At 74.2% G+C, this 22,679-nt stretch carries 23 protein-coding genes and 1 tRNA gene; 10 read left to right on the top strand and 14 right to left on the bottom strand.

Annotation, left to right across the window (positions count from 1 at the left end; all coding sequences use genetic code 11):
* Positions 1-157: 157 nt before the first annotated feature.
* A complete protein-coding gene (locus AC5WAM_RS14010; RefSeq protein WP_366790265.1) occupies positions 158-1,315 on the top strand; it encodes a C40 family peptidase in 1,158 nt (385 codons plus the stop codon).
* 82 nt (positions 1,316-1,397) lie between these two features.
* Here the strand turns inward: AC5WAM_RS14010 and AC5WAM_RS14005 are convergent, their stop codons facing one another.
* The 7 genes from AC5WAM_RS14005 to AC5WAM_RS13975 form a co-directional block, all read right to left on the bottom strand.
* Positions 1,398-2,855 (bottom strand): penicillin-binding transpeptidase domain-containing protein, encoded by a 1,458-nt coding sequence (locus AC5WAM_RS14005; RefSeq protein ID WP_366790264.1) that lies wholly within the window; start codon positions 2,853-2,855, stop codon positions 1,398-1,400.
* The gene (locus AC5WAM_RS14000) at positions 2,852-4,207 is read right to left on the bottom strand and encodes an FtsW/RodA/SpoVE family cell cycle protein (RefSeq protein WP_495522774.1); all 1,356 of its coding nucleotides are present in this window, start codon (positions 4,205-4,207) and stop codon (positions 2,852-2,854) included. Before AC5WAM_RS14000 ends, AC5WAM_RS14005 begins: the two co-directional genes overlap by 4 nt.
* Positions 4,208-4,296: 89 nt before the next feature.
* Positions 4,297-4,653: an SH3 domain-containing protein gene (locus tag AC5WAM_RS13995; protein WP_366790262.1), complete on the bottom strand. Its 357-nt coding sequence runs from the start codon at positions 4,651-4,653 to the stop codon at positions 4,297-4,299.
* Positions 4,654-4,760: 107 nt separating this feature from the next.
* Positions 4,761-6,077: an ATP-binding protein gene (locus tag AC5WAM_RS13990; RefSeq protein WP_366790261.1), complete on the bottom strand. Its 1,317-nt coding sequence runs from the start codon at positions 6,075-6,077 to the stop codon at positions 4,761-4,763.
* A complete protein-coding gene (locus AC5WAM_RS13985; RefSeq protein WP_366790260.1) occupies positions 6,074-6,856 on the bottom strand; it encodes a hypothetical protein in 783 nt (260 codons plus the stop codon). The genes AC5WAM_RS13990 and AC5WAM_RS13985 overlap by 4 nt, the downstream gene beginning before the upstream one ends.
* Positions 6,857-6,913: 57 nt before the next feature.
* Complete coding sequence (locus tag AC5WAM_RS13980; protein WP_495522773.1) at positions 6,914-7,558, bottom strand: class F sortase; 645 nt, start codon at positions 7,556-7,558, stop codon at positions 6,914-6,916.
* A gap of 49 nt (positions 7,559-7,607) precedes the next feature.
* On the bottom strand, positions 7,608-7,886 hold the full coding sequence (locus tag AC5WAM_RS13975) for a hypothetical protein (RefSeq protein ID WP_495522772.1): 279 nt from the start codon (positions 7,884-7,886) through the stop codon (positions 7,608-7,610).
* Positions 7,887-8,163: 277 nt separating this feature from the next.
* Between AC5WAM_RS13975 and AC5WAM_RS13970 the strand changes: the two genes are divergently transcribed.
* Positions 8,164-8,967, top strand: coding sequence for a nuclease-related domain-containing protein (locus AC5WAM_RS13970; protein ID WP_495522771.1), 804 nt, complete (start codon positions 8,164-8,166; stop codon positions 8,965-8,967).
* 329 nt (positions 8,968-9,296) lie between these two features.
* Here AC5WAM_RS13970 and ligD read toward each other — a convergent pair whose 3' ends face one another.
* On the bottom strand, positions 9,297-10,193 hold the full coding sequence (gene ligD / locus AC5WAM_RS13965; protein ID WP_495522770.1) for a non-homologous end-joining DNA ligase: 897 nt from the start codon (positions 10,191-10,193) through the stop codon (positions 9,297-9,299).
* A gap of 50 nt (positions 10,194-10,243) precedes the next feature.
* On the opposite strand from ligD, the gene ku reads away from it, so the two are divergent.
* On the top strand, positions 10,244-11,341 hold the full coding sequence (gene ku / locus AC5WAM_RS13960; protein WP_495522769.1) for a non-homologous end joining protein Ku: 1,098 nt from the start codon (positions 10,244-10,246) through the stop codon (positions 11,339-11,341).
* 51 nt (positions 11,342-11,392) lie between these two features.
* Here the strand turns inward: ku and AC5WAM_RS13955 are convergent, their stop codons facing one another.
* A complete protein-coding gene (locus AC5WAM_RS13955; RefSeq protein WP_366790254.1) occupies positions 11,393-12,187 on the bottom strand; it encodes a class I SAM-dependent methyltransferase family protein in 795 nt (264 codons plus the stop codon).
* A gap of 256 nt (positions 12,188-12,443) precedes the next feature.
* Between AC5WAM_RS13955 and AC5WAM_RS13950 the strand changes: the two genes are divergently transcribed.
* Together AC5WAM_RS13950 and AC5WAM_RS13945 are read left to right on the top strand one after the other, a co-directional pair.
* On the top strand, positions 12,444-13,262 hold the full coding sequence (locus AC5WAM_RS13950) for an SAM-dependent methyltransferase (RefSeq protein WP_495522768.1): 819 nt from the start codon (positions 12,444-12,446) through the stop codon (positions 13,260-13,262).
* Between the two features lie 114 nt (positions 13,263-13,376).
* A tRNA-Arg gene (locus AC5WAM_RS13945) sits at positions 13,377-13,448 on the top strand.
* Between the two features lie 141 nt (positions 13,449-13,589).
* Here AC5WAM_RS13945 and AC5WAM_RS13940 read toward each other — a convergent pair.
* The gene (locus AC5WAM_RS13940) at positions 13,590-14,000 is read right to left on the bottom strand and encodes a site-specific integrase (protein ID WP_495522767.1); all 411 of its coding nucleotides are present in this window, start codon (positions 13,998-14,000) and stop codon (positions 13,590-13,592) included.
* 126 nt (positions 14,001-14,126) lie between these two features.
* Positions 14,127-14,315: a hypothetical protein gene (locus AC5WAM_RS13935; RefSeq protein ID WP_495522766.1), complete on the bottom strand. Its 189-nt coding sequence runs from the start codon at positions 14,313-14,315 to the stop codon at positions 14,127-14,129.
* Positions 14,316-14,324: 9 nt separating this feature from the next.
* Here AC5WAM_RS13935 and AC5WAM_RS13930 point away from each other — a divergent pair, with 9 nt between their 5' ends.
* Positions 14,325-14,756, top strand: coding sequence for a hypothetical protein (locus AC5WAM_RS13930; RefSeq protein WP_495522765.1), 432 nt, complete (start codon positions 14,325-14,327; stop codon positions 14,754-14,756).
* A gap of 652 nt (positions 14,757-15,408) precedes the next feature.
* Here the strand turns inward: AC5WAM_RS13930 and AC5WAM_RS13925 are convergent.
* The 3 genes from AC5WAM_RS13925 to AC5WAM_RS13915 all read right to left on the bottom strand — a co-directional run bounded on the left by AC5WAM_RS13925 (position 15,409) and on the right by AC5WAM_RS13915 (position 18,116).
* Positions 15,409-16,875, bottom strand: coding sequence for a nitrosuccinate lyase (locus AC5WAM_RS13925; RefSeq protein WP_495522764.1), 1,467 nt, complete (start codon positions 16,873-16,875; stop codon positions 15,409-15,411).
* Positions 16,872-17,009: a hypothetical protein gene (locus AC5WAM_RS13920; RefSeq protein WP_366790248.1), complete on the bottom strand. Its 138-nt coding sequence runs from the start codon at positions 17,007-17,009 to the stop codon at positions 16,872-16,874. Before AC5WAM_RS13920 ends, AC5WAM_RS13925 begins: the two co-directional genes overlap by 4 nt.
* Before the next feature lie 102 nt (positions 17,010-17,111).
* Positions 17,112-18,116, bottom strand: a complete 1,005-nt coding sequence (locus tag AC5WAM_RS13915; protein ID WP_495522763.1) for an isopenicillin N synthase family dioxygenase — start codon at positions 18,114-18,116, stop codon at positions 17,112-17,114.
* A 485-nt stretch (positions 18,117-18,601) separates the two neighbouring features.
* Between AC5WAM_RS13915 and AC5WAM_RS13910 the strand changes: the two genes are divergently transcribed.
* The 4 genes from AC5WAM_RS13910 (at position 18,602) to lysA (ending at position 22,635) form a co-directional block, all read left to right on the top strand.
* Positions 18,602-19,324 carry a TetR/AcrR family transcriptional regulator gene (locus AC5WAM_RS13910; protein ID WP_495523584.1) on the top strand — a complete coding sequence of 241 codons (723 nt, stop codon included), beginning with the start codon at positions 18,602-18,604 and terminating at the stop codon, positions 19,322-19,324.
* 36 nt (positions 19,325-19,360) lie between these two features.
* A complete protein-coding gene (locus AC5WAM_RS13905) occupies positions 19,361-19,861 on the top strand; it encodes a response regulator (RefSeq protein ID WP_366790246.1) in 501 nt (166 codons plus the stop codon).
* A gap of 271 nt (positions 19,862-20,132) precedes the next feature.
* Complete coding sequence (gene nrtL, locus AC5WAM_RS13900; protein ID WP_495522762.1) at positions 20,133-21,221, top strand: ArgS-related anticodon-binding protein NrtL; 1,089 nt, start codon at positions 20,133-20,135, stop codon at positions 21,219-21,221.
* 22 nt (positions 21,222-21,243) lie between these two features.
* Positions 21,244-22,635 (top strand): diaminopimelate decarboxylase, encoded by a 1,392-nt coding sequence (gene lysA, locus AC5WAM_RS13895; protein WP_366790244.1) that lies wholly within the window; start codon positions 21,244-21,246, stop codon positions 22,633-22,635.
* The last annotated feature ends 44 nt before the right edge of the window (positions 22,636-22,679 follow it).

Genomic DNA, 22,679 nt, shown 5'->3' with positions numbered 1-22,679 from the left:
GCACCGCCGCCGACCGCGTGCAACCGGACGCGCCGTGCGCCCCAAGGACGAGTGACCTCGTTGCGCCAACCGCCCACCGCCGGGAGGCGGGCCCGGCCCGGCGGCCGGATGCTCGCGGTGCGCGCCGGAAGGCCCGTCGCGCACCGGAGGTGATGACGTGTCAGGAAGGCTGCTGCGCTGGGCCTGCGCGGGCTCCGCGCTCTCCGCACTGGTGACGGCGCCCCTCCCCGTGCCGCCACCGGCCCACGCCGCCCCCCGGCCCGCCCCCGCCCCGGGCGAGCGCTCCGTGGCCACCCTCCTGACGGACCTTCAGCGCCTGTACCGCAGGGCCGAGGAGTCCACCGAGACGTACAACGCCACCGACGAGAAGCTCAAGGAGCAGCGCCGCAAGGCCGCCGACCTCGACCGGCGCCTCGGCGCGGCACGCACCGCCGCCCGCGACGGCCGCGGCGCGGCGGGCCGCCTGGCCCGCCAGCAGTACCAGAACAACAGCGTGGAGATCTCCTCCTACGTCCGGCTGCTGCTCGCCCGCAGCCCGCGGGGCGCCCTCGACCAGCGCCACGTGCTGCGCCGGGCCGCCGCCGACCGGGCCGCGGCCGTCGCCCGCCTCGCCGACGGCGAGAAGCGGGCCGCCGCCCTCGCCCGCGCCGCCCAGCGGGCCCTGGCCGCGCAGGAGTCCCTCGCCCGGCGGCAGGAGCGGGCCCGCGACGCCGTACGGACGCGGCTGCGCGAGGTCGAGGAGCTGCTCGCCTCGCTCAGCGCCGAGGAGCTCGCCGCGGTCGGCCGGGCCGAGCGCACCGGCGCGGACACCGCCCAGCGCGAGCTCGTCGCGTCCGGGGCGCTCGGCGCGCCCGGCGTCCGGCGGGCCCCTTCGGCCCGGGGCGAGCGGGCCGTGCGGTACGCCGTCGCGCAGATCGGCAAGCCCTACGAGTGGGGCGCGGAGGGTCCCGCCACGTTCGACTGCTCCGGGCTCACACAGCGGGCCTGGGGCGCGGGCGGGCGGGAGATCCCGCGGACCAGCCAGGAGCAGTGGGCGCGCCTGCCCCGGGTGCCGCTGCGGCAGCTGCGCCCCGGCGACCTGGTCGTCTACTTCCCCAAGGCCACGCACGTCGGGCTCTATCTGGGCGACGGGCTCGTGGTGCACGCGCCCCGGCCCGGGGCGAAGGTGAAGGTCTCCCCGCTCGCGGCCAACCCCCTCCTGGGCGCGGTCCGCCCGGACCGGGGCGCGGAACCGGTGTCCGACTACCGTCCACCGCGCTTGCCCGCCGGGGCCCGGGCGGGCGCGGACACCGGGGTAGGGCAGGAGCTGCCCTGAGCTACCGGGCCGTCGGTCGCCTGCGGAGCCGTCGTGGCTGGTCGCGCAGTTCCCCGCGCCCCTTCGGGGCGCTCACGACCGCTCACTCCGCCAGCGCGGCCTCCATGACCGCGCGGGCGATGGGCGCGGCACTGCCCCCACCGCTGATGTCCGCGCGCGCAGCGGCCGCGTCCTCGACGACCACCGCCACTGCCACCGACGGCTCCCCGTCGCCCGGCTTCTGCGCCCAGGAGATGAACCAGGCGTACGGCGTGCCGGAGTTGCCGAGCCCGTGCTGCGCGGTGCCGGTCTTGCCGCCCACGGTCACCCCGGGGATCGCCGCGTTCGTGCCGGTGCCCTGCTCGACGACCTCGGTCATCAGCTCGCGCAGCCGCAGCGCCGTGCCGGGCCCCATGGCCTGGTGGAGGGTGCGCGTCGGCGTCGAGTCCACGGTGGTGCCGGACTCGGTCGTCGTCCGCTCCACGAGGTGCGGCGCCTTGACGAAGCCGCCGTTGGCGACGGCCGCCGCCACCATCGCCATCTGCAGGGGCGTGGCCCGGGTGTCGTACTGGCCGATGGCCGAGAGCGCGAGCTGCGCCCGGTCCATCGACGTGTCGAAGGTGCTGGCGGCCACCGACGACGGCACCTTGATCCCGGGGTCGTTGAAGCCGAACTTCCCCGCCGTCTCCACCAGGGCGTCGAGCCCCGTGTCGGCGCCCAGCTTGGCGAACACGGTGTTGCACGACCAGCGGAAGGCATAGCGCAGGCTCGCGTCGGTGCAGCCGGTGACCTCGTTCGACAGGCGCGTGGAGGTGCCGGGGAGCGTGTACGGGTCGGGGGACCTCGTCGGCGCGTCCAGGTCGGTGATCTCGCCCGAGTCGAGCGCGGCCGCCGCCGTGACCACCTTGAACGTCGAGCCGGGCGGATACGTCTGGCGCAGCGCGCGGTTCAGCATCGGCTTGTCGGGGTCGCCGTTGAGCCGGGCCCAGGAGTCCGTCACCGAGCGGCTCGTCCCGGAGAGCCGCTCGGGGTCGTACGACGGCGTCGACACCAGCGCGAGGATCCTGCCGGTGGCCGGTTCGAGCGCGGCCACGGCGCCCTTCTTGCCGTCGAGCCCCGCGTGGGCGGCCCGCTGCACCGCGGCCCTGACGGTGGTGACGACGTCGCCGCCGGGGCTGCGCGAGCGGGTGAGGTCGTGCCACAGCGGCAGCGGCGCGAGCATCGGGTCGGTGCCGGAGAGCACGGAGTCCTCGGCGTGCTCCAGGAACGTCGTGCCGTACACCTGCGAGGCGAAGCCCGTCACCGGCGCGTACAGCGGGCCGTTCGTGTACGTCCGCTCGTGGCGCAGCTGCTCGCCGGTGTCCTTGGAGCCGGTGACCGGACGGCCGTCCACCAGGATGTCGCCGCGGGGCACGGCGAAGCGCTCGATGGCCCGGCGGCGGTTGGCGGGGTTGTCGTCGTACTTCTCGGCGTCGAAGACCTGCACGCGGGTGGCGTTCACGAGCAGCGCCACGAGCAGCAGCAGGCAGAACGCCGCGGCGTGGCGGATGTACCGGGTCACGGGGACGCCTCCTGCTGCGGCTGGGCCCCGGCGGACTCCGCGCCGGGCGGGACGTGGGCGCGGGCCGAGTCGCTCAGCCGGATGAGCAGCGCCACGATGATCCAGTTGGTGACGACGGACGAGCCGCCCTGCGCGAGGAACGGCATGGCCATGCCGGTCAGCGGGATGAGCCCGGTCACGCCGCCCGCGATCACGAACACCTGGAGCGCCACGATCGAGGCGAGCCCGACGGCCAGGAGCCGCCCGAAGGGGTCGCGCAGCGCGAGCCCGGCGCGGTAGCCGCGCTCCACGAGCAGCGCGTAGAGCAGGAAGATCGCGGTGAGTCCGGCGAGGCCCAGCTCCTCGCCCGCCGTGGCGAGGACGAAGTCCGACTTCGCGGCGAAGCCGATGAGGATGGAGTGGCCGAGCCCGAGCCCGGTGCCGAGCAGCCCGCCCGCCGCGAACGCGAAGAGCGACTGGGCGAGTTGGTTCGGGCCCTGCCCCGCCTCGATGGAGGCGAAGGGGTGCAGCCAGTCCGCGACGCGGCTGTGCACGTGCGGTTCGAGCGAGCCGACCGCGTAGGCGCCCACCGCCGCGAGCAGCAGGCCCACGGCGATCCAGCCGGTGCGGCCCGTGGCGACGTACAGCAGGACCACGAAGAGCCCGAAGAAGAGCAGGGAGGTCCCCAGGTCCCGCTCCAGGACCAGGACGCCGACGCTCAGCAGCCAGATCGCCACGACCGGGCCGAGCACGCGGCCGGTGGGGAGCTGGACGAACCTCCCCAGGGTGCGGCCCGTGGTGGCGAGGGCGGTGCGGTTGGCCGCGAGGTAGCTGGCGAAGAACACCGCGAACAGGATCTTCGCGAACTCGCCCGGCTGGATGGAGAATCCGCCGACCCGGATCCAGATGCGGGCGCCGTTCACGGCCGGGAAGAAGATCGGCACGATCATCAGCACGAGCGCCGCGACGACGGAGAGGTACGCGTAGCGCCGCAGCAGCCGGTGGTCGCGCAGCAGGATCACGACCGCGATGCACAGGCCGACGCCGATGGTGGACCAGACGAGCTGCGTCGGCGCGGCCCGGTCGCCGGGCGTCTCCAGGTCGAGCCGGTAGATGAGGACGAGGCCCAGGCCGTTGAGGAGCACCGCGATCGGCAGGAGCAGCGGGTCGGCGTACGGGGCGCGCAGGCGCACCGCCAGATGGGCCAGGAGTGCGAGCACGCCGAGCCCGGCGCCGTAGCCGGCGGCGCCGGGCGGCACGGAGCCGGTCCTGGCCAGGCCCACGTCGCAGTAGCCGTAGACCGAGAGCAGGACGGCGACGACGATCAGGGCGAGTTCGGTGCCCCGGCGCCGCGGCGGGACGCGGACCTCCATGCCCGGAACGTAGCAAGCTCCGGGCTTAATGTCCGGTTATGCCCCGCCTGGACTCCGGTGGCTCCGATGGCTCAGGCGGCTCCCGTGGCTCAGCACCAGCGCGGGGCGGGCCCGATGTTGGCGATGTAGTGCGCGGCGCCCCAGGCCCAGGTGCCGTCGGTGAGGAGGTACCAGCGGTCGTTGCCTTGGATGTGCTCGCCGCGCGTCTTGCAGAAGATGTGCACGATCTTGCCGTACGGCTCGTACCGTACGACCTTGCTGCCCCGCGTGGGCCGGTCGCGCAGCAGCAGTCCGGGCTTGGCGGTGACCTTGCCCCGGTAGCTGCGGGGGTGCTCGTTGCCCTCGGCGGCGAGGGCCGGGGCGGTGGCCAGCGTGGTGGCGGCGAGCGCGCCGCCGGCGACGGCTATGCCGACGCGGACGGCGAGGGAGCGGGGGCGCAGGGCCATGGGGGTCTCCTCGGGGGAGTGGGTGGACGGCCGTTGCACAGGCCGCGATTCACGCTAAAAGCGACATCCGCCCACCGCAAAAGGTCACGTACGGTCAGACGTCCCCGTCAGGCCCGGACTTCGTCCTGCTCGTCCCCGGGGAGCCGCTCGGCGCCCGGCAGCGTGAGCGTGGCGACCGCTCCCGTCCCTTGCTCCACATTGGTGAAGGTGAGGGTCGCCCCGACCACCCGCGCCTGGCCGAGCGCGATGGTCAGACCGAGGCCGTGGCCCTTGGTGGTGCCCTCGGTGCGGAAGCGCTGCGGGCCGTGTTCCACCAGGTAGTCGGGGAAGCCGGGGCCGTGGTCCCGCACGGTGATCACCGGCCCGTCCACGGTCAGGGACACCGGCGGCGCCCCGTGCTTGACGGCGTTCGCCACGAGGTTGCCGAGCACCCGCTCCAGACGCCGCCCGTCGCTCTCCACCATGAGGTCGCGCACGACGGTCACCTCCACCTCGGCGCCCGAGGCGCGCACCACGCGCTCCGCCAGTGGAGCGAGCCGCACCGCGTCCAGGTCCACGCGTTCGTTGCGCGCGTCGAGCCGGGAGATCTCCAGGAGGTCCTCGGTGAGCGTGCGCAGGGCGGCCACCCGGTCCCTGACCAGCTCGGTCGGGCGGCCCGGCGGCAGCAGTTCGGCCGCCGCGTGCAGACCGGTCAGCGGGGTGCGCAGTTCGTGCGCCACGTCCGCGGTGAACCGCTGCTCGCTCAGGAGCTTGCCCTGGAGCGAGGAGGCCATGGTGTCCAGGGCCCCGGAGACCGTGGCCACCTCGTCCTGGTGGCGGCCGGGGTCGCGGGTGCGAGGGTCGTGCACGCGCGCGTCCAGGTCGCCCGCGCTGATGCGGCGCGCGACCCGGGCCGTCAGATGCAGGCGCCGCGTCACGCGCGTCACCGCGAACGCCCCGACCAGCAGGGTCGCGCCGATCGCGAGCACGGACGAGCCCAGGATCGCCCGGTCGAGGCCGTCGATGGTGCGGGCGCCCTGGGCGTAGTCGACCTCCACGGCGATCGCCCGGCCGCCGTCGGCGGGCCCCGCCGCCCACACCGTGGGCGTCCGGTCGTGGTCGCCGACCATCGTGCCGCGCTCCCCGCCCACGGCGAGGTCGCGCAGGCGGCCCGGCAGGCCCGGCGGGTCGATGCCCGCGCCCGGGCCGAGGCGGCCGCCCGCCTCGTACTGCTTGGTGGCGTCGTCGAGCCGGGACAGGGCGCGTTCCCGGGCCTGGCCCACGGTCTGGTTCGTCACCGCCACGTGCACGAGCACGCCGAGCAGGGCCGCGAGGGCGCAGCACATCACGGCGATGAAGACCGCGGCCTTCCACGTCAGGGTCGCCGTCCAGGCGGGCAGGCGCAGCGGGAGCCGGGGGCGGCGCGGCCCGTTGGGGCCGGTCATTCGCCCGCGTCCGGGTGCTCGCCGGAGCTCGGACCGGGGGCGGGGGCCTCCTCGGCGGGGATCTCGGTCATCTCGGGCGCCGGGCTGCGCGCGCCCTTGGGCCGCGGCGCGTCGGAGGAGCGCAGGAACTCGTCGCGGGTCGGCAGCATCGCCCGCTGGTGCCGGTCCCAGGACCAGGCCGTGCGGTACTCGTAGCCGGGGATGTCGGAGGCCGCGCGGAGCACCAGGTCGCGCCCGGCGAGCTCCACGCCGAGCACGGCGTCGGACGTGCCCATGATCTGCGTCAGATGGCCCTTGTCCATCGCGTAGACGCGGATGGCCAGCTGCTCCTCGGGCATGCGGATGCCGATGACCATGTCGTCCTTCCCGTCACCGGTGAAGTCGCGGTAGTACGCCTTGAGGACCGGGCACTCCCGGTCCTTCTTGCCGCAGTTCTTCAGGGCGTCCGCGGTCTCCTTGTAGAGCGCGGACGGGCCGCTGTAGTCGTCGGGGTGCGCGGCCGCCTGCGCCTTCACGATGGCGACGGGGCTCACCTTGTGGAGGTCGCCGCCGGGCACCCGCACGCCCTTGACCTCCTCGGTGTCCGCCGTGCCGTAGTCGCCGATCGGTGAGGACGCGGGCGGCAGGTCGGGCCAGAGCCGGGTGGGGCCGACGGCCGTGGGCGTCGCGCCCGAGCTGCGCAGGTCGCCCGGGTCGCCGCAGCCCGCGGCGAACGCGCCCGCCAGCAGCGCGACGGCGGCTGCGGCGAGCGCGCTGCGGCGGCTGGGGTTCAACGGCACTCCTGCGGGCCAGGGACGGGGGTGTGGCGCGCGGGGCCAGGAACCGGGGGAGCCTGGTCACCGCACGAGGTCGGCGTAGAGGATGATGTTGTCGGCGCGGTGTCCGTTCCTGATCGGGCCGCCGCACGTCAGCAGGCGCAGCTCCGGCCGGTCGGTCGTCCCGTACACCTTATGGGTTGGAAAGTCTTTCTTGTCGACCTGCTGGATCTCGCGCACCCGGAACCTCGCCGTGCTGCCGTCCGCGCGCGGCACCATGATGGCGTCCCCGACCTTCACCCGGGCCACGTTCCGCATCAGCGCCGGGCCGTTCACGGTGTCGTAGTGCGCGACGAGCACGGCCGCGCCCTTCTGACCGGGCGTGACGCCGCCCGTCCACCAGCCCGGGACCTCCGCCTTCGCGACCGGCGGCACGTCGAGCTCGCCGTCCGCGCCGATGCCGAGGTCCAGCATCTGCGTGGCGTCGACACCGGCCGCCGGGATCCGCAGGCCGGTCGGCTTCGACTCCGGCAGGGGCGCCGGGGCCCGTCCGGCCTGCGCGGTCGCCGCGTTCTTCACGGTCACGTCGGGTGCGGCGGCACTCTGCCCGCCCTGGCCGCAGGCGATGAGCCCGACGCCGACGGCGGCGGTGAGGGCGGCGGCCGCGGCGATGCGTCCCGTGCGGCGGCGGGCGGGGGCGGCGTCTTCCTGGGGCTGCGTGGTCATGGGCGCTCCTGGTCTTGCGGGGGAGTCTGCGAGAAGGGGGCGGCCCGGGTCAGCCGTCGGTGCGGCCGCGGCGGAGCATCGCGAAGCCGAGGCCCGCGGCACCGGCGGCGGCCATGGCACCGCCCGCCGCGAGGAACGCGGGGTTCCCGGTGTCGCGCAGCCCGTCGGTGCCCGCGCGGACGCCGCCCTGCGGCGTGGTGGTGTGGGAGGCCGAGGGGGCGGGCGCGGCGGCGAACGCGCCGGTGGCGGGGACGAGGAGCGCGCCGCCCGCCAGCGCGGCGACGGCGGCGGTCCGGAGGGCGGCGGTGCGGCGGCTGGGGTGGCTCACGGTACGTTCCTTGCGCTCGTGCGGCGGGGGCCGGGGGCCCGGCGGGTGCGATGACGGCTACGACGCTAGGCGGCCGCCGTTGCGGCGGTTCGGCGAGTGTGTAACAGCGCGCCATAGCTGTGCGAGCAGTGCCGTTACGGGACGCGGGGAGCACGGCGCGCGGACCGGGCCCAGCGGGGCGAACCCCGGGCGAACGGGCAGGAACTTCCGTGCGGCCCCGTCAGCTTCTTGCCGCGGGCGCGTCCGGGCTGTTCCCATGGTCGGTGGGGTGATGGGGATGAGCGGACTGCGTGTCGTTCCGGCGTTCCGGCACGGTCAGGAGCGGCTCTACGTGTGCCGGGCGGACGGCAGGAACGTGGCCTGGTACGACCGGGAGACCGCCCGTGTGAACCTGCTCAGCGCGGCCGAGGAGGAGGACGTCCTGCACGTCCTCGCCCCCTTCCTCACCGGGAACGTCGCGGTCGGGCCGCCGCCCGTGCCCACCCCCGCCGAGCTGGCCAGGCTCTCCCTCCACCCCGACGACGACCTCGCGCCGAACCGGCCCGGCGAGGCGCTGCGCGTCCAGCTCGAACGCGATCCGCCGTCGGCCCGCAAGCTGCGCTCCGACCCCCGCAGCCGGGCCCTCGCCGCCGAGGTCGCCGTCGGCGAGGCCCTGGACCGGCTCGACGCCGTGGGCTGGCACGCGCTGCACTCCGTCGGCCTGCCCGGCGGCGCCCGCATCCACCACCTCCTGATCGGGCCCGGGGGGCTCTTCTGCGTCCACGCGGTGCCCGCGCGACGGCAGCGGGTGCGCGTCGCCGACCCCCTGGTGGCGGTCGGCCGCGCCCGGCCCGCCCCGCTCCTGCGGGAGCTGCGCGCCGACGCCGCGCGGGCCTCCTTCGCCCTCACCGCGGAGGTCCGGGCCGTCCTCGTGCCCGTCGGCGCGGTCTCCGTCGAGGTCACCGCGGAGCCGCGCGAGGTCCATGTGCTGGCCGAGCCGGACCTGTCGGGGCTCGCGCGGGCGGGGGGCGTGCTCAAGCCGGCGGACGTGGAGGCGCTGCACGCGCTGGCCCGCGACCGGCACGTCTGGCAGCGGGTCTAGGGCCCGGGGGCGGCGGGCGGGCCCGCCCCGGGGGCGTTTCCGCCCCCCCCCGCGGCCGCTGGGGTCTTCCCGCCCCCTCCCGCCCCCTCCCGCCCCCTCCCGCCCCTCCCGCCCCGGGGTGTCGCTTCCCCCGGCCCCTGTGGGCAATCGTCCCGCAGGGCGGGACGGGTGGGCACAGCCCAGGTGCCGGGCAACCGTGCTGCTGGGGCCTCGCCCAGGCCCTGCCCGGGCATCGAGCAACCGTGGCCTGCCCAGACCCCCGCCCGGGCGCCGGGCAACCGTGAGCCTGGGGCCGGGGCAGGCCCGCCCGGGGCCAGCCGGGCCCCGGCTCAGGCGTCGGGCAGCCGGCCCGCCCGGCCGGGCTCCCGCAGCCCCGCGAACAGGTCACCCTCCCGCCGCAGCCGGGCAGCCATGTCCGGCGCCCGGAAGACCAGCAGCCCCGCGTCCCCGACGCCCCCGCAACGCTCCACCTCCCCCCAGGCAAGCGGCGCCGAAACCGTCGGCTCCCCCCGCGCCCGCACCGTGTACGCCGTCGCCGTCGTCTTCGCCGCCGCGTTCTGACTGAAGTCCACGAACACCTTCCCCGGCCGCAGGCTCCGCGTCATCCGGTGCACCACGAGCGCGGGCAGCGCCCGCTCCGCCGCCACCGCGAGCTCCTTCGCGTACGCCGAGACCCGCGCGGACGCGACCGGCACCAGCGGCACGACCACGTGCAGCCCCTTGCTCCCCGAGGTCTTCACGTACACCGAGAACCCGTCGGCGACCAGCCGCTCCCGCAGCCACAGCGCCACCTGGCACGCCTCCACCACGGTCGCGGGCGGCCCGGGGTCGAGGTCGAGCACGAGCCGGTCCGCGAGCCCCGGCGCGTGCGCCCGCCACTGCGGCGTGTGGAACTCCGTCACCAGGTTCGCCGCCCACATCAGCGTCGGCAGGTCCTGTACGAGGATCTGCCGCGCGGGCCCCTCGGACCGCGGCACCTCGGCCGTCCGCACCCAGGCGGGCGTACCGGGCAGCACGTTCTTGGTGAAGAAGAGCTGCCCCTCGGGCCCGTCCGGGAAGCGGAGGAACGACACCGGCCGGTCACGCAGCTCCGGGAGCAGCACGTCCGCGGCGGTCGCGTAGTAGTGCAGGACCTCACCCTTCGTGAAGCCGCTCGCCGGGTACAGCACCTTGTCGAGGTTGCTGAGCGCGAGCCGTCGCCCCTCCACCTCCGTGATGGGCGTCATACGATGAGAATCCCACGAATCGCGGCAAAACGTGGCGAAAGGTGCACCGCATGCGCTCCATATGGAACGGCGCCATCTCCTTCGGCCTGGTCAGCATCCCGATCAAGCTGGTGAACGCCACGGAGAGCCACTCGATCTCCTTCCGCCAGATCCACACGGAGGACGGCGGCCGCATCCGCTACCGCAAGGTCTGCGAGCTGGAGGACCGCGAGGTCCCGACCGCCGAGATCGGCAAGGGGTACGAGGACGCCGACGGCTCGGTCATCCCGATCACCGAGGACGACCTCGCCTCGCTGCCGATCCCGACCGCGAAGACCATCGAGATCGTCTCGTTCGTACCGGCGGACCGCATCGACCCGCTCCAGATGGACACGGCGTACTATCTGTCGGCCAACGGAGTGCCCGCCGCCAAGCCCTACACCCTGCTGCGCGAGGCCCTCAAGCGCAGCGACCGCGTGGCCATCGCCAAGTTCGCGCTGCGCGGCCGCGAACGGCTCGGCATGCTGCGCGTCGTCGACGACGTGATCGCCATGCACGGCCTGCTCTGGCCGGACGAGATCCGCGCCACCGACAGCGTGGCCCCGGACGCGAGCGTCACGGTCCGCGACGCCGAGCTCGACCTCGCGGACGCCCTCATGGACACCCTCGGCGAGGTCGACCTCGACTCGCTGCACGACGACTACCGCGCCGCCGTGGAGGAGATGATCGCCGCCAAGGTCGAGGGCGGTACGACCACCGCCCCCGAGCCCGCGGCCGAGCCGGGCGGCGGCAAGGTCATCGACCTGATGGCCGCCCTGGAGAACAGCGTCCGTGCCGCCCGCACGGCCCGCGGCGAACCGGAGAGCGGCAAGGAGGCCGAGGTCACGGAGCTGCCGACGCGCCGCTCCGCGCGTACGACCCCCAAGCAGGTGGGCGGCAAGAAGTCGACGACCGCGAAGAAGACCACGGCGGCGGCCCCCAAGAAGTCCACGGCGAAGACCGCCGCGAAGACCGCCACGAAGAAGACGGCGACCGCCAGGTCCACGGCGACGAAGTCCACGGCGACGAAGTCCACGGCCAAATCCACCGCCACCACCGCGAAGAAGGCGCCGACGAAGAAGAAGACGGCCACGGCCAAGAAGACACCGGCCAAGCGCCGGGCCTCATAGGCCGCCGACGGCCGCCGCCCGGCGGGTCGCCCGGGCTCATGGCGGCAGGGCCTATTCGCACACGGTCACAGCGAAGAGCCCCACCTCCTCCCGCCGGCTCCGTACGGTCTCGAACCCCGCCTCCCGGGCCCAGCCCTCCGTGAGGGCCGCGTTGCGGCACTTCATGATCCACAACCGCCCCTCCCGGTTGGGCAGCACGTTCGCGATGAAGTCCAGCTGGGGGTGGCGGGTCTGGGTGGTGCAGACGAGGACGCCGCCCGGGGCGAGCAGCCCGCGCAGCCGCTTGATGGACGTCCGGACGGTGTCGTCATCGAGGAGCAGCTCGTACAGGCCGGAGACCACGATGACGTCCGGCGCCCCGTCCCGCGGCGGCTCGGGGTCGAACGCGTCCCCGCTCTCGTACGAGACGTTCGTGAGTCCCCGTGCCCGCGCGAGCGACGCGCCCTGGCGCAGCCCGGCCTCCGCGAGGTCGCGGCAGACCACCCGCACCCGCTCGGGCCCGTAGGCCGCGGCCAGGTCGTGCAGGTAGCGGCCGGGCCCCGCGGCCACGTCGAGGACGCGGACCGGGCGGCCGGGGCGCCGCTCGACCTGCTCGCGCAGCACGCGCTGGAGGAGGTCCCGGCGGGCGCGGATGGCGCGCCAGCCGACGGCGTCGAGGTAGACACGGTCGACGAGGCGGCCGACGCCGAGCGAGCCGCGCGCCCGGTTCACGTACACGTAGTCGAGCATCGTGCCGCTGTCGAAGCCGTGCCGGTAGCCGATACGGATGCCCGCGGAGGTCCGCCCGACCGTGCGCAACAGGCCCCGGAGCACCGCCCACTTGAGGTTCCGCAGAGGTTTCGTCATGCCCGCAAGCGTCCCGGCCGCGCCGCGCGCGGGACATCCGTACGCCTACTCGGACGGCCCTGAGTAGGCCGCGGGGCGCGGCGGACGGGGGCGGGCAACGACTGCAGCCCACGGCAGAGTTGCTACCTTGATCCACGATTTTGATCCACGATTCAATTGATGCGACCGGCAACGATGTCAGGATGTGCCGCAGCATCGATCGACATCGATCGATCGGCAAGCGATCGACAGGCCCACGCACCGCAGGAGGTCCCCCGTGACCGGTTCCGACCCCAGACTCGACTCGTCCGCCGAGATACGCGCGCGGATCGACACGAGCAAGCCCCACTCGGCACGCTTCTGGAACTACTTCGTGGGCGGCAAGGACAACTACGAGAAGGACCGGGAGCTCGGCGACCAGATCAAGGAGATCTTCCCCGGCCTCGTCGACGTGGCCCGCACCAGCCGCCTCTTCCTCGGCCGCGCGGTCCGCCACCTGGCGGGGGAGCAGGGCGTCCGCCAGTTCCTCGACATCGGCACGGGCCTTCCGACCGCCGACAACACCCACGAGGTCGCCCAGCGCGTCGCCCCCGACTCCCGCATCGTGTACGTGGACAACGACCCGCTGGTCCTCGCCCACGCCCGGGCCCTGCTGACCAGCACGCCCGAGGGCGAGACGGCGTACATCGACGCGAACATGTACGAGCCGGAGGCGATCCTCACCGAGGCCGCCAAGACCCTGGACCTCTCCCAGCCGGTCGCCCTGATGATCCTGAACACCCTGGGCCACGTCGCCGACTACGAGCAGGCCCGCGACCTGGTCAGCCGCGTGATGGCCGGCCTCCCCTCCGGCAGCTACCTGGTGATCAGCGACTCCACCGCCACCAGCGAGGGCATGATCGCGGCGTCGAACGCCTACAACGAGAGCGGCGCGATCCCCTACTACGTCCGCAGCGTCGAGGAGATCACCGGCTTCTTCGACGGCCTCACCCTGGTCGACCCCGGCGTCGCCCAGGTCACCCGCTGGCGCCCCGAGCCCACCACCGACACCGCCACGGAGGTCGACGCCTACGCCGGCGTCGCCCGCAAGCCCTGACCTGCGAAGCGGCGCCCGCCCCGGCCCCTCGGGCGCCGCCCGCAAACCCATTCCTGAGGACCACCGAAGAGCTGGTAGGGTTCTACCCGTCGCCGCGAACACCGCGACCGACACGCCCCCGTAGCTCAGGGGATAGAGCAACGGCCTCCGGAGCCGTGTGCGCAGGTTCGAATCCTGCCGGGGGCACTCGCCAGTCAGAGACCTGAAACTATGGCCTGACCAGCGCGGATGCCTTGATGAAACGGCCGAAGTCAGTCTCACTGACTCCGGCCGTTTCTCGTTGTCTCCCACCGGTTGTGCGTGAGAAGTGCGTGAGCCACGCACGGCTCACTCAGCGTCCGACGGCGCCCACCCCATCGTCTTCTCGATCTTCTGGTTGTCCTCCTTCTCGCTGTTGTCGATGAGCCCGGTGTAGTGGCGGTCGATGACCTCGGGGGAGGTGCCGGCGCGCCGCGCTACCTCGGCCACGGGGAGGCCGGCGCGGAGCCAGTCCGTGATGCACTTGGCGCGGCCGTGGTACGGCTTCTTGGCCAGGATGTGCATCTTGGATGGGGGGAAGGCGTAGGGCCGGGCCTCCTGCCAGACGCGCCAGTAGCTGGAGGTGCCCACCAGGTCGCCCCGCTCGTTCTGGAAGAGCCGACCGTCCTTCGCGGTGCCGAACTCCTTCACGTGTGCTTTGAGCATGGCCACGAGCACGGGCGGGATCGGCACGGGACGGTCGGCTTCGGGGTCGCGCATCTTCAGCCCGCGCTTGTCGTGCCGCTCGCCGGAGTCCGTCCACTTCTTGCCCGAGACCGGACGTGTCTCCCGGAGGGTGAGCAGGCCCCACCCCGTTTCCGGCAGCTCGCGGTCCTCCAGGCGCAGTCATACGACTTCCGCGGGGCGCATGGCGGCGTACAGGATGCAGCCGAAGAAGGCGACGAGCCGTCTGCCCCGGTTCCGGTGCAGCGATCCCACGTAGGAGACGGCGACCAGGAATTCCCGCCCTTGGACCGCGTTCATGAGGACGCGGGGGTCGACCGTGCTCCTGGCGGCGGTGGCGGGCCGCTCCAAACGAATGCCTTGGATGTGTCCGTCGGCGACCTGATCGGCGAACCCACTCTCCTGGAGTGGTCGAACGACAGCGGCTGGCGCACCGTCCCCGCCCTGCGCGAAGCCCTCATGGACTACCGCCAGTTGACCCCGACCCTGAGCCCGCCGGCCGACGGCGAGCCCCCGACCTTGGCGAACCTTCGAGCCGATGTCGGCGAGGTGTGGGACGCCTACCAGGCGTCGCGCTTCGGTTTCGCCGCGCGGCAGCTGCCGCTTCTCCTGGCCGACGCCCTCCTGGCCGCCCGTACGTACGCGGGGGCGGAGCGCGAAGAAGCCAACGCGCTGCTGGCGCTGATGTACCAGGACGCGGCGATGGAGCTCGGCAAGCTCGGGGAGAACGAACTCGCGTGGATGGCCGCCGACCGCGGACTGGAAGGGCCGACCGGTGAAGCGCTCGTCTGAGGCCGGATCAGCTCGCCGTTGATACCGCCCCGCACGCGCGGGGACCACGTCAGCTCCGACTTCTCGCAGTCCCAGGACCCGGGACCACCCCCGCACGCGCGGGGACCACACCGCGATGCCGCCGCTGAGGGTGGTCTTCCCGGGGCCACCCCCGCACGCGCGGGGACCACTGCAGAGGCACGAGCCTGTCCTTCGTGTCGCGGGGGCCACCCCCGCACGCGCGGGGACCACAGGAGCTGACCAGGCACGTTAGCGGGGTAGACCCCCGATTCCATTCACTTTCAAAGAAACGGACATTTTGCCCCGAGATTGAGTTGAAGCGGCACTTCGGATTCTAGGGGCCCTCCCCGGAGCGGGGCCTTGGGTTCGGTTGCGCGCTGTGAAGTGCGTGAGGAGTGCGTGAGCTTCCCGGGTGCGGTGGCCGAGGTTGGCCGGGCCGTAGGGCAGGAGCGTTCTGTGCGGTCTGCCGGGGGCACTTCGCATGAAGTGCCTATAGACCCCGCCACCAGTGGCTTCGCTGGGGGCGGGGTCTTCGCGTGTGGGCCGATGGCGGGGGGAGGCCTCCCGCGGGGAGGGGGGCCGCTCCCAGGGGGCGCAGGGGTGCCCGCGCCCGGGGGCGGCCTCCCCGTACGCCCCCGTGCCGGCGCAGCCCTCAGCATTGCCGCGGCCCACGCGTCAGCGCCCCCTCCACCAGCGCCCCCGCTGCCCCCACATACCCCGCCGGATCGCACCAGCGGTCCAGCTGCGCGCGGGTGACGCGGTCGGTGAGGGCGGGGGCCTCCGCGAGGTGGGTGGCCAAGGGGCGGCCGTCCTGGGTCGCGGACGCCGTGGCGGTGGTCAGGAGGTCTCGGGCGGCCGCTCTGCCCAGGAGCGGGGTCAGCTCTGCGACGAGGCGTTCGGCGACGAGTTGGCCGCCGGTGAGGGTGAGGTTCGCGCGCATGCGGTCCGGGTGGACGACCAGGCCCTCGGTGAGTTCCGCCGCGGTGTGCGCGGCGCCGCCCGTCAGGCGCAGGCACTCGCGCAGTGGCTGCCACTCCGCGTGCCACGCCCCGGCCGAACGCTCGTCCTCGGAGAGCAGACACTGCGTCAGGATGCTGGCCAGCGGGGGGACTTGGAGGGCCGCGCTGCGGATCAGGGTGGTCAGCACCGGGTTGCGCTTCTGCGGCATCGCCGAGGAGCCGCCGCGCCCGGGCGCGTGCGGCTCGCCGACCTCCCCGACCTCGGTGCGGCTGAGCGACTGGACGTCCACCGCCAGCTTGCCGAGGGCCCCGGCGGTGTGCGCGAGCGCGGCGCCCAGGTCGGCGATCGGCGTGCGCAGCGTGTGCCAGGGCAGCACCGGCGCCCGCAGCCCCGTCTCGGCGGCGAACTCCGTCACCAGGCGTTCCGCGTCGGCACCGTACCCCGCCAGCGTGCCCGCCGCGCCGCCGAGCGAGACCGGCAGGGCGTCCCGTACGGCGGCCACGCGGGCGTCCGCGGCGAGCACCAGCTCCCGCCACCCGGCCGCCTTGAGCCCGAACGTGGTGGGCACGGCGTGCTGCCCCAGGGTGCGCCCCGCGACGACCGTGTCGCGGTGGGCGCGGGCGAGCCCGGCCAGGGCCCGCCCGACACGCGCCAGGTCCGCCCGCAGCAGCCCGAGCGCGTCCCTGGCCACCAGCATCGCCGCGGTGTCGAAGACGTCCTGGCTTGTCGAGCCCCGGTGGACGTACTCGGCGGCCTCCGGGTCCACCACCGCCACCGCGCCGGTCAACGCGCGGACCAGCCCCACCACCGGGTTGCCGCTCTCGCGCGCGTGCACCGCGAGCGCCCGCAGGTCGAGCCGGTCGGCCCGCGCGGCGGCGGTGATGGCCCGCGCCGCCCCGGGCGGCACCGCGCCGGTCGCGGCCTGCGCGCGGGCCAGCGCGGCCTCGGCGTCCAGCATGGCCTGGAGCCAGGCCAGGTCGGACACCGCCCGCTCCACGGGGGTTCCGGCGCGCACGGGGGAGAGGAGCCCGGCGTCCACGGCGTACGGGTCGGCGGCGGCGCCGTCCGCCGCGGCGAAGGGCGCGTCCCGCGCGGCGGCCTGCCCGGCCTGCCCGGCCTGCCGGTCCTCGGGATCCCGGGGTCCGTTCCTACGGCTCATACGGCGACCCCGGCGTACTCCCGCTGTCCCGCCCGCCCGGCGTACGCGCCCCGGGCACGCGCTCGTCGTACGCGCTCGTACGCCCACAGGATGCCGGCAAGGACTGAGTCGTAGTCGTGCGCGGTCGCGTTCACGTGGAGTCCCCTTTCCTCGCAGGACACCGTTCCCTCCCGGAAAACGGTTCGACCCTGACCCGGGGGGGGCGGAGGGGCGACAGCGCGCGGCCTCTCCAGTCGTTACGACGTCCCGGCGAACATCCTGCGGAGCTTCTCGGACATCCACTCCCCGGCGATCACCGGTGTGCCACCCCCACCCGTGCGCAGTGGCTCGATCGTGGCGTCGTGGTTGGGGAGGTAGAAGAACGGGATGGTGAGCCGGGACGATGTGTCCCCGTTCGGCGGGTTGACGACGCGGTGCATGGTGGAGACCCAACGCCCGCCGGTCCACAGGCTCATGAGGTCGCCGATGTTGACGACGAAGCCGCCCGGGACCGGGGGGACGTCGCGCCAGGTGTCCCCGCTCTGGAGGACCTGCAGCCCACTGCGGTCGGCCTCCTGGTAGAGGATGGTGAGGCTGCCGAAGTCGGTGTGCGGGCCGCGGCGGAGCTGGCCGGGCAGCGGGGGCTCATGCTGTGGCGGGTAGTAGTTGACGGCGACGGACGAGCCGTGGCGGTCGAACTTGTCGGCGAAGAACTCCTCGTCCAGGTCGAGCGCGCGGGCGAAGAGCCGCATCAGGTCCGCCGCGAGGTCGGCCATGGCCGCCAGGTAGTCCTGCCACACCTCCTTGAAGCCGGGCGGGTTCGCGGGCCAGGCGTTGGCCAGGGTCCAGGTCGCCCACTCGTCGCCGAGCCTGCCCCGCTCCTCCTCGTCCAGCTCGCCCGTCGCGTGCGCGGCGAAGGCCTCGCACAGGTCGGGCGGCGACTCCTGGCCCAGGCTCCGGGCGGTCGATCCGCCCGAGCGCCGGTAGCCCGAGACCCCGGGCCGGTGGGCGACCAGCTCCTTCTCCTCCCGGGGGAGGGCGAAGAAGGAGCCGGTCACGGTGAACATGCGGTCGATGAGCGTCCGGGGGACGCCGTGCCCGACCACCACGAAGAAGCCGGAGTTCCTGCACGCCCGGTCGATCGCCGCGGCGACGGCGGCGCGACCACGAGCGGTGTCCCTGGCGGACAGGTCGATGACGGGGACGAAGCCGTCGACGGCTGCGGAGGCGGCTGCGGAGGCGGCCACCTGGTCATCCTGCATGCGGTTCCACTCCTGTTCGGGGGGCGTACGGATCCATTCCGTGCGGGTGGTTGTACGGGGCGACCCGGCTCGGTTGCCTACGGCTCGGCCCGCTTGCGTACGGCTCGGGGCCCACCGGCGTCGAGCGGGCTGAGCGGGCTGAGCGGGTTGCGTGGACTGCGTGGACTGCGTGGGCCGGACCGCTGACGCGGTGCCTCTCGTTTCATGTCCGTCACCTCGACTCGCACTAGGGTCGAGTGACTAGAACATCGGTCTAGTGGGCCGTGACTGTACTACAGATCCGCGCGCCGGGAGCCGCCGGAAAGTGCGCTGCGGGGGCATCAACTGCCCTGGGAATGAGGGGGTTTGAGGAGGTGGAAAAGTCCGTGGCGGCGGGAGCGACCCGGCCCCGGAGCGGCGGTCCGGCCGTGGAAGACTCAGCCCCCGAACACTCGGTGACGCGCGCCGCGCCCGCCGTGAGCCGCGTGACTGTGGAGGTGGGCGTCATCGCAGGCGGAGAACACCCGAAGAGCGAGTCCGGCGGGGGAAGCGGGGCGGGCGGGGCGGTCGGCAACGTCTGGCTGCGTCCCCCGCGGGACAAGGGGGAGCCGCCGCTCACCCGGGCCCGCATCGTCCGGGCGGCCGTCGACCTCCTGGACGAGGAGGGGATGGAGCGCCTCACGATGCGCCGCCTGGCCGAGCGGCTGCAAGCCGGTGCCACCACCCTGTACTGGCACGTGAAGACGAAGGGCGACGTCATCGACCTCGCCGTCGACGCGGTCTTCGGCGAGACGCCGGTCCCCGACCGGCACGGCGACGACCCGCGGCAGGACATCGCCACCCTGGTCGGCGACTGGCGGCAGGCCATGCTGCGGCACCCCTGGGTGGCCACCGTGCCCGCCCGGCAACGCCCCCTGATCGGGCCCAACTTCCTGGCCTGGATGGAGTTCCTCCAGTCCGCCCTGGTGCGCGCCGGACTCACCGGGAAGCGGCTGAACGCGGCGACGTGGGCGCTGTACAACCACGTGATGGGTGCCGCTGCCACCCAGTCCAGTCTGCGGCTGTCCGCGGAGGAGGCCAGGAGGGGCCAGGAGTACCTGGAGAGCTGCCGCGAGCAGTACCCGACGGTCGCCGCGAACCAGTACATCTCCGACGACGACTGGGACGCCAACTTCGCCCTCGGCCTCGCGTTCCTGCTCGACGGGATCGAGGCGGGGACGCGACGCTGACGGAGCCCCGGCGGGGCCGCCGGGGCTCCCTCGCAAGTGGCGGAAGTAGGGAAAACCCGGACGCGACGGCGGGTGTCGACCTACTCTCGAGTTGTGCCAGGCGTGCCCGGCCGTGTGCTTGTTGTGGACGACAACAAGGTCATCCGGCAACTGATCAGGGTCAATCTCGAGCTGGAGGGCTTCGAGGTCGTGACCGCGGCCGACGGTGCCGAGTGCCTGGACGTCGTGCATCAGGTCCGGCCCGACGTCGTGACCCTGGACGTGGTCATGCCCCGCCTCGACGGCCTGCGCACCGCCGCGCGGCTGCGCGCCGACCCGCGCACCCAGCACGTGCCCCTCGTCGTGGTCAGCGCCTGTACGCAGTACGAGGTGGAGGCGGGCCTGGAGGTCGGCGTCGACGCGTTCATGGCCAAGCCCTTCGAGCCCGCGGAACTCGTCAGCGTCGTACGCCAGTTGATGGCCCGGGGTGACTGCGGCGACACCACTCTCGGCACCCGCTGCCCCGGCACCGGCCCGGAGCGGGCCGGCCACCCCTGACCGGCGCCCCCTGATCGGCCGCCCTTGACCGGCGACTCCTGGCCGCCCCGGCCCCCCGGGCCTCCGGCCCCACCCAGGGCCCCTCGACCTGGCCGCCCCCCCCCGAGCCCCACCCGCCGACCCCACGTGCCCCCGCCGACCCGCGAGCCGCACCCACCCCGCCCGGCCGCCCCGGCCTCCGGCCGAGCCCCCGGAAACGGTCACGGAGCGAGCGCCAGGGCCCGCGCCCCCGCGCACGCCAGTGACCCCCCGTCTCCCCTACCCTTGTCCCGTGACACCCGTCGAGCTCTCCCGCACCGTGCTGCGCGCCATGCGCGCCGCCGTGGACGCCGGAGAGCTCAGCGCCACCGTGCCCGAGCGGGCGCACGTCGAGCGGCCGCGCCCCGGCGGCCGAGGCGACTACGCCAGCAACCTCGCCCTGCGCATCGCCCGGGAAGCGGGCGCGCCCCCGCGCCGCGTCGCCGAGATCCTCTCCGCGCGCCTCGCCGCCGAGCCCGGCATCGCCCGCGCCGACGTCACCGGACCCGGCTTCCTCAGCATCACCCTCGACGGCGACCCCGGCACCCGGCTCGTCGCCGAGATCCTCGCCCGCGGCGAGCGCTACGGCCACCTCGCCCCGGACACCGGGGAACGCGTCCAGCTGCACATCCCGCACGAACTCCGCGCCGCCGTCGTCGCCGACAGCGCGCGCCGCATCCTGCGCTCCCAGGGCGCCCTCGTCCGCGTCACCTGCGACGCGGCCCCCGACCCCGCCTGGGCCGAGGTCCTCGGCGTACGCGTGGACGCCCACGGACGCCCCCCGGCCCCGCTGCCCACCCTCCGCCCGGTCCCCGCCCCGGCCGAGCCGGACCCCCTGCGCCTCGGCCGCGACGCCGCCCGCTGGGCCCTGCTCCTGCCCGCCGCCCACGACCACCCCCACACCGGCGACGACCACCTCGCCCAGCGCGAGACCAACCCCCTGTTTCGGGTCCGGTACGCCCACTCCCGTGTCCGCGCCCTCACCCGCAACGCCGCACAGCTCGGCTTCACCGCCGCCCCCGGTGACGTCCGCGACGCCCACGACGCTCACCACGCGGTGGCGCAAGCAGCTGAGGACGACGGACACCCGCTGCTCGGCGCCCTCGGCGACCACCCCGCCGTCCTCGCCGCCGCCGCCCGCCACCGCGCGCCCGACCGGCTCGCCCGGCACCTCGTCCGTACCGCCGACGCCTTCCTGGCGCAGGCCCACACCGTGCTGCCGCTCGGTGACGAGAAACCCTCGGCCGCCCACCGCGCCCGGCTGGCGCTCGCCGAAGCCGCCGGGACGGTGCTCGCCGGCGGCCTGTCCCTGCTCGGCATCAGCGCGCCCGCGTACCTGTGAGACGAGAAGAGTCCAAAGAGCCATGAGCCGTTCCGCCCACCCCGCAGGCCCCCGGCACGGAGACGTCCTGCCCGAGGGCCACTACTCCCCGCCGCCCGCCGACCTCAACGCCCTCGACCCCAAGGTCTGGTCGAAGACCGTCACCCGCGGCGCCGACGGCGTCGTCAGCGTGGGCGGCACCGACGTCCGCCGGCTCGCCGAGGAGTTCGGCACCCCCGCCTACGTCCTCGACGAGGCCGACTTCCGCGCCCGCTGCCAGGCCTGGCGCGACGCCTTCGGCCCCGACGCCGACGTGTTCTACGCGGGCAAGGCCTTCCTCTCCCGCGCCGTCGTCCGGTGGCTGCACGAAGAAGGGCTCAACCTGGACGTGTGCTCCGGCACCGAGCTGGCCACCGCCCTGGACGCGGGCATGCCTGCCGATCGCATCGCCTTCCACGGCAACAACAAGAGCGCCGCGGAGATCGAGCGCGCCGTCCGCGCCGGCGTCGGCCGCATCGTGCTCGACTCCTTCCAGGAGATCGTGCGGGTCGCCCACATCGCCGACGGCCTCGGCATCCGCCAGCGCGTGCAGATCCGCGTGACCGTCGGCGTCGAGGCCCACACCCACGAGTTCATCGCCACGGCCCACGAGGACCAGAAGTTCGGCATCCCGCTGGCCGGGGGACAGGCCGCCGAAGCCGTGCGGCGCGCCCTCAAGCTCGACGGGCTCGACCTCATCGGCATCCACAGCCACATCGGCTCGCAGATCTTCGACACCTCCGGCTTCGAGGTGGCCGCCCACCGCGTCGTGGGCCTGCTCAAGGACATCCGCGACGAGCACGGCGTCGAACTGCCCGAGATCGACCTCGGCGGCGGCCTCGGCATCGCCTACACCCCGGCCGACGACCCGCGCGAGCCGCACGAGATCGCCACCGCCCTGCGCGAGATCGTCACCCGCGAGTGCGAGCGGGCGGGCCTGCGCGTGCCCCGGCTCTCCGTCGAGCCGGGCCGCGCCGTCGTCGGCCCCACCGCCTTCACGCTGTACGAGGTCGGCACCATCAAGCCGCTCGACGGCCTGCGGACGTACGTCTCCGTGGACGGCGGCATGTCCGACAACATCCGCACCGCGCTGTACGACGCCGAGTACAGCGTCGCGCTCGTCTCCCGCTCCTCCGACGCCGAGCCGATGCTCGTCCGCGTCGTCGGCAAGCACTGCGAAAGCGGCGACATCGTCGTCCGCGACGCCTTCCTGCCCGCCGACCTCGCGCCCGGCGACCTCATCGCCGTCCCCGCGACCGGCGCCTACTGCCGCTCCATGGCCAGCAACTACAACCACGCGCTGCGCCCGCCGGTCGTCGCCGTGGCGGACGGCGCGAGCCGGGTGATCGTGCGCCGGGAGACGGAGGACGACCTGATGCGACTCGACGTCGGGTGAGTCGTCCCCGCCGGTGAAAGGCGGACCCGTTACAACCGGTACGT

It is taken from the genome of Streptomyces sp. JLYT201 (genome assembly GCF_059448825.1).
The sequence above is the reverse complement of the archived record's forward strand: the minus strand, read 5'-3'. Positions and strand labels throughout refer to the sequence as shown.

What these genes read in the sequence shown, in the direction of transcription:
- AC5WAM_RS14000 (WP_495522774.1), bottom strand. Translation starts at nt 4,207, where the DNA reads ATGGAGGTCCGCGTCCCGCCGCGGCGCCGGGGCACCGAACTCGCCCTG.
- AC5WAM_RS13995 (WP_366790262.1), bottom strand. Translation starts at nt 4,653, where the DNA reads ATGGCCCTGCGCCCCCGCTCCCTCGCCGTCCGCGTCGGCATAGCCGTC.
- AC5WAM_RS13990 (WP_366790261.1), bottom strand. Translation starts at nt 6,077, where the DNA reads ATGACCGGCCCCAACGGGCCGCGCCGCCCCCGGCTCCCGCTGCGCCTG.
- AC5WAM_RS13980 (WP_495522773.1), bottom strand. Translation starts at nt 7,558, where the DNA reads ATGACCACGCAGCCCCAGGAAGACGCCGCCCCCGCCCGCCGCCGCACG.
- AC5WAM_RS13970 (WP_495522771.1), top strand. Translation starts at nt 8,164, where the DNA reads ATGAGCGGACTGCGTGTCGTTCCGGCGTTCCGGCACGGTCAGGAGCGG.
- ligD (WP_495522770.1), bottom strand. Translation starts at nt 10,193, where the DNA reads ATGACGCCCATCACGGAGGTGGAGGGGCGACGGCTCGCGCTCAGCAAC.
- ku (WP_495522769.1), top strand. Translation starts at nt 10,244, where the DNA reads ATGCGCTCCATATGGAACGGCGCCATCTCCTTCGGCCTGGTCAGCATC.
- AC5WAM_RS13955 (WP_366790254.1), bottom strand. Translation starts at nt 12,187, where the DNA reads ATGACGAAACCTCTGCGGAACCTCAAGTGGGCGGTGCTCCGGGGCCTG.
- AC5WAM_RS13940 (WP_495522767.1), bottom strand. Translation starts at nt 14,000, where the DNA reads ATGCGCGACCCCGAAGCCGACCGTCCCGTGCCGATCCCGCCCGTGCTC.
- AC5WAM_RS13925 (WP_495522764.1), bottom strand. Translation starts at nt 16,875, where the DNA reads ATGAGCCGTAGGAACGGACCCCGGGATCCCGAGGACCGGCAGGCCGGG.
- AC5WAM_RS13915 (WP_495522763.1), bottom strand. Translation starts at nt 18,116, where the DNA reads ATGCAGGATGACCAGGTGGCCGCCTCCGCAGCCGCCTCCGCAGCCGTC.
- lysA (WP_366790244.1), top strand. Translation starts at nt 21,244, where the DNA reads ATGAGCCGTTCCGCCCACCCCGCAGGCCCCCGGCACGGAGACGTCCTG.